4 protein-coding genes are annotated in these 5,336 nt (G+C 43.6%); all 4 read left to right on the plus strand.

Going from position 1 to position 5,336, the window contains the following annotated elements:
* Positions 1-220: 220 nt before the first annotated feature.
* The gene (locus AB3112_RS07745; protein WP_081374748.1) at positions 221-1,012 is read left to right on the plus strand and encodes an RNA-binding protein; all 792 of its coding nucleotides are present in this window, start codon (positions 221-223) and stop codon (positions 1,010-1,012) included.
* A gap of 15 nt (positions 1,013-1,027) precedes the next feature.
* Complete coding sequence (locus AB3112_RS07750; protein ID WP_057909506.1) at positions 1,028-1,708, plus strand: DivIVA domain-containing protein; 681 nt, start codon at positions 1,028-1,030, stop codon at positions 1,706-1,708.
* Positions 1,709-2,055: 347 nt separating this feature from the next.
* The gene (gene ileS / locus AB3112_RS07755; RefSeq protein ID WP_367334235.1) at positions 2,056-4,860 is read left to right on the plus strand and encodes an isoleucine--tRNA ligase; all 2,805 of its coding nucleotides are present in this window, start codon (positions 2,056-2,058) and stop codon (positions 4,858-4,860) included.
* Positions 4,861-5,023: 163 nt separating this feature from the next.
* Positions 5,024-5,233: a cold-shock protein gene (locus AB3112_RS07760; RefSeq protein WP_057909508.1), complete on the plus strand. Its 210-nt coding sequence runs from the start codon at positions 5,024-5,026 to the stop codon at positions 5,231-5,233.
* The last annotated feature ends 103 nt before the right edge of the window (positions 5,234-5,336 follow it).

Raw genomic sequence — 5,336 nt, forward strand, 5'->3', positions numbered from 1 at the left:
AATTGTTGAACCATTTGAAAGCTTGTTTAACTTTGCAACTATCGGCATGATTAGTTTGGCCCCAATTGTTGCACTGGCTGTCTTATCGTTCGTTCAAATGGGGGTCAGTTATTTGGGACAGTTGTTGGTTGGCTATTGAAATTTGTGACCGGAACTGTTTTATAACTGTGTGGTCACATCGATTGATGATGCGCATCAAAGCACACGAGGGGGAAACATCTTGGTAGACTCGAATGTTTCGCAACATTACCGTTCAAACGAATTGCCTTTTTTAGAGTCGATTGACAGTTTGAGCGCTAAGGTTGCCAATGAATACCGTCCGATCCTGACTAACTTTTTGAATCCCAGGCAGCTCTATATTCTTGAGACAATTGTAAATCGTTACGAGGGCGTATCATTTCAAACATTTGGTGGCTTTGCTTCTGCAGAAATGAAGCGGGCGGTCGCCTTCCCGGATTATTTCACACCTGGAACGGACGACTACAACATCACGACGTTTCAAATTGATTACCCGAGCAAATTCGCAACACTTTCCCATGGTCAAATTCTGGGCTCAATCATGGGTTCTGGAATTGACCGGGACGTGATTGGCGATATTGTGACTGACGGTTTTAATTGGCAGTTCATGTGTGAATCTGAGATGGCTGATTATGTCCAAGATCAAGTCGATCGAATTGGTAAGATTAAGGTGAAACTCAAGCGAATTGGCCCTGAGCAGATCATCATTCCAGTTGACGAGGGAGAAGAGCTCACAACAACGGTGGCTTCGCTTCGGGTTGACGCCTTGGTGAGCGAAGGCTTTCATATTTCGCGGCACCATGCCAAAGAACTGGTTGAAGGCGGCATGATCAAGATTAATTGGGAGGACGCAAACCGCCCTGATCTTGAGACGTCCATTCAAGATATCATTTCTGTTCGCGGCTTTGGTCGAATTTCCATCACAGATATTGCCGGGACAACCAAAAAGGGTAAAATTCGAATTGGCATTAAAGTGTACAATCGAAATAAATAGGAGGATTGATTCAATATGGTATTAAGTCCACAAGATATTCATAACAAAGAATTTTCAACAAAATTACGCGGGTATAATGTTGACGAGGTCAATGATTTCTTGGACCAAGTTATCAAAGATTATCAGATAATTTTACAGGAAAACAAAGATTTGGGTTCTCAACTGAGTGAATCAAAAGATAAGCTCTCTTACTTTAATGATTTAAAAGATTCTTTGAATCAATCTATCCTGGTTGCCCAAGAAGCTGCCGACAAGGTTAAAACCAATTCGAAGAAGGAAGCTGAAATCACTAGTCGTGAAGCCCAAAAGAAAGCTGACGACATTTTGAACGCTGCCAGTGAAAAGGCCAATGCGATTCTTGAAGAAGCTTCCAAACGTGCCAAGAAGTTGGCTATTGAGACTGACGATTTAAAGAAAAATACCAGAGTATTCCGTCAGCGGCTGCAAGTGATGCTGGAAAGTCAACTTGAAGTTATCAAAGGCTCTGACTGGGATCGATTGGTTGAAGAAAAGCCAACAACGACTTACGAAGATATTGAAAAAGTTGTTGGAAGCCTTGACAAGCTTGCGAATCCAGATGTAGAATCTGAAACTAAACAGAGTAATGGTGTCGACTTGGTTGAAGACACACCGGCCGTTAATGATTCAGACGAAACGGTGGTCATTTTCCCTGATGGCAGCACAAAAAATGAATAATTAATCGATTAGAGACCAGAAAGTTATTGGCTGAACTAAAAGCGAGCTAAAGATGGTGAAAGTTTAGCAGTCCCCAACCAATAAATCGATCACCTCTAGTACATACATCGGTTATCTAAAGAGATAGAATTGTAAAATTCTAAAATTGGGTGGTACCACGAAGACTTCGTCCCTTGTGACGGGGTCTTTTTTTGTTGATAAGCAACGGGCACTAGTGGACGGAACACGGATTACCGTTAGTCTCGTCCGCAAAGGCGTTCCTTAGCAAAATTAACAGCAAGTCAACTCATGTTCAGTCACCTCGTCATCACACTCTGTAATCCAACCAAATGAAAGGAAGTTCAGCAATGCGAGTTAAAGATACGTTAAACTTAGGCAAAACAAAGTTCAAAATGCGTGGTAATCTGCCCGTTAAAGAAGTCGAACGTCAAAAGGCGTGGGACGACAATCACGTGTACCAATTAAGACAAAAATTAAATGAGGGCAAGCCCACATTTGTGCTTCATGATGGCCCGCCATACGCCAATGGTGACATTCACATGGGTCACGCATTGAATAAAATTTCAAAAGACATTATTGTGCGATACAAATCCATGACTGGTTTCCGCTCTCCATACGTTCCCGGCTGGGATACCCATGGCTTACCAATTGAGCAGAAATTAACCCAGGCTGGTTATGATCGTAAGAAGATGTCAACGAATGAATTCCGTAAGCTCTGTCGGGATTATGCGTTGAAACAAGTTGAACGTCAAAAAGCTGAATTTAAGCGTTTAGGGGTTTCCGGTGATTGGGACGACCCATACCTGACATTGAAGCCTGAATTTGAAGCCCAAGAGGTCCGTGTTTTTGGTGCCTTTGCAAAACGCGGCTTAATTTATAAAGGTAAAAAGCCGGTCTACTGGTCATGGTCATCTGAATCAGCCTTGGCTGAAGCTGAAGTTGAGTATCATGATATTACGTCACCGACGGCCTTTTATGGTGAGCACGTTGTCGATGGTAAAGGCGTTCTTGATGACGATACCTACATGGTTGTTTGGACCACGACGCCATGGACGATCCCAGCTTCTGAAGGAATTACAGTTGATGCCGGTTTCGACTATTCAGTCGTTCAACCAGAAGGTGAAACCCGTAAGTTTGTGATTGCCACCGAACTGGTGAACAAGGTCAGTGAATTAATTGGCTGGACCAACGTTAAAACACTGAAGACAGTTAAGGGCCAAGAACTTGAAGGGGTTTTAGCTGAGCATCCATTTGATCATAGTCGAAAATTATTAACGATGTTGGGTGATTTCGTCGACCTTGAAGAAGGTACCGGATTAGTCCATACCGCTCCTGGATATGGTGAAGATGACTTTAACATTGGCCGCAAATACGGTTTGGATATTTTTGCGCCGGTCGACGATAAAGGCTACCTCACTAAAGAATCCGGAGAAGATTTTGCCGGTGTCTTCTATGATGACGCCAACCAGATTGCCCTCGACAAATTAAAGGCTGACAATCTGTTACTTCACTACATGCCATTGAAGCATAGTTACCCATTTGATTGGCGGACCAAAAAGCCGATCATCTTCCGGGCAACACCACAGTGGTTTGCTTCAGTTGACAAAATTAAAGACGAAATTTTGAAATCCTTGGACGACGTTGAATTCTTCCCTGATTGGGGTAAGGTTCGCCTGGCCAACATGATCAAAAATCGTGGCGACTGGGTTATCTCCCGTCAACGGGTTTGGGGCGTGCCACTTCCAATCTTCTATGGCGAAGACGGCGAAGCAATTATCACCGAAGAAACGGTTAATCACGTTGCAGACTTATTCGAAAAGTATGGCTCAGACGTTTGGTTTGAACGAGAGGCCAAAGATCTGCTTCCCGATGGTTTTACCAGTGAGCACTCACCAAATGGTCAGTTCACCAAGGAAAATGACATCATGGATGTTTGGTTCGATTCCGGTTCATCACACCAGGGTGTCTTGGCCGAACGAGATGAATTAACTTATCCCGCTGACATGTACCTCGAAGGATCAGATCAGTATCGTGGCTGGTTTAACTCAAGCTTGATTACCAGTGTCGCCGTTTCTGGAAAGGCACCTTATAAGCAGGTTGTCTCTCAAGGATTCACCCTTGATGGTGAAGGCCACAAGATGAGTAAATCACTTGGCAACACAATCGCACCAATCGACGTCATCAAAAAAATGGGTGCCGAGATTGTCCGTTTGTGGGTCACTTCCGTTGATACTTCGGCTGATGTCCGTGTCAGCACCGAAAACTTCGTTAAGGTTTCTGATTCTTACAAGAAGATTCGAAACACCATGCGGTTCCTGTTGGCCAACACCGCTGACTTTGATCCTGAGACGAACACGGTGGCCTTTGATGATTTGGACTCGCAAGACCAATACATGTCTGTTCTTTTCAATCAGTTCCTTGCCGCAGCTAGAAGTGATATGGAAAAATATGACTTCTTGGATTGGAATAAGCGTGTGACTGAATTTATCACCAACGATCTTTCGGCATTCTATTTGGATATTGCCAAAGACATTGTTTATATTGACAAGCAGGATGGTCACAAGCGTCGTTCAATGCAAACGGTGATGTATGAAATGACCGTTGGTTTAACGAAATTATTGACGCCGGTATTGCCACATACGACTGAAGAAATTTGGGGCTTCTTAAAAGAACCCGAAGACTTCGTTCAACTCACCGATATTCCAGAACCCAAGCAGTTTGAAAACGGGTCTGAGTTATTGGCAAATTGGCGTAAGTTCCGCAGCTATCGTGACGATGTGCTCAAGGTGCTTGAAGAAGCCCGGGATGCCAAGAAGATCGGTAAGTCTTCAGAAGCTGCTTTGACAATTTACGCAACCAGTGAAGTTTCCGACCTGCTCAACAGTCTGCACACTGATTTGGCAACGGTCTTGATGGTTTCTCAATTAACCTTGAAGGATTTTGCCGATGCTTCTGACGACAGCACCAAGTTTGACAGTGACGGCCTCGCATTATTAGTTGAGCCGGCAGTTGGAAAGACTTGCGAAAGATGTCGTTTGGTTCGACAAGACGTTGGTGCCGACAGCGACTACCCAACCTTCTGCAAGTCCTGTGCAGAAATTGTCCGCGACCAATTCCCAGAAGCCGCAACTGAAGGTTTCGAAGAAAAGTAGTCGTGACAACGTTTCATTTAAGATTAGTCAAATTATGTTTTAAAATTCATCAATAACCATTAAAATGGGATTATGGCGAAACTGTGTTTTGTCAGGATCCCATTTTATTTTGGAGAAGACACACGGTTTTACGACATTTTAAGGTTCACTAGGAGGGACTACTTTGCTTAAAGGAAAAATTAAAAGTTATAATCCGCAAAATGCATTTGGTTTCATTACCCAAGATAGCGGTGAAGAGGATCTCTTCTTCTTCAAAAACGCCTTTCCGGATGATCAATATGGCAAAATTCAAATTGATGCGCCCGTTGAATACGTTGTCGTTCAGGGGCAAAAAGGACCGCAGGCAGCCAAGGCGCAAGTGGTCGACGAATAACCGTCACAATTGCATTGACCGGATTTTATTTGTAAAATGATTCTATTAACTAAAAAAGGTGAGAGACTTGGATTTTGAAGAACGCGTGATTGGCAGTGAACAG

This window comes from Lentilactobacillus sp. (genome assembly GCF_040773105.1).
Lineage (GTDB): Bacteria > Bacillota > Bacilli > Lactobacillales > Lactobacillaceae > Lentilactobacillus > Lentilactobacillus parabuchneri.

Coding starts and splice junctions, on each gene's coding strand:
- AB3112_RS07750 (WP_057909506.1), top strand. CDS start 1,028: ATGGTATTAAGTCCACAAGATATTCATAACAAAGAATTTTCAACAAAA.
- ileS (WP_367334235.1), top strand. CDS start 2,056: ATGCGAGTTAAAGATACGTTAAACTTAGGCAAAACAAAGTTCAAAATG.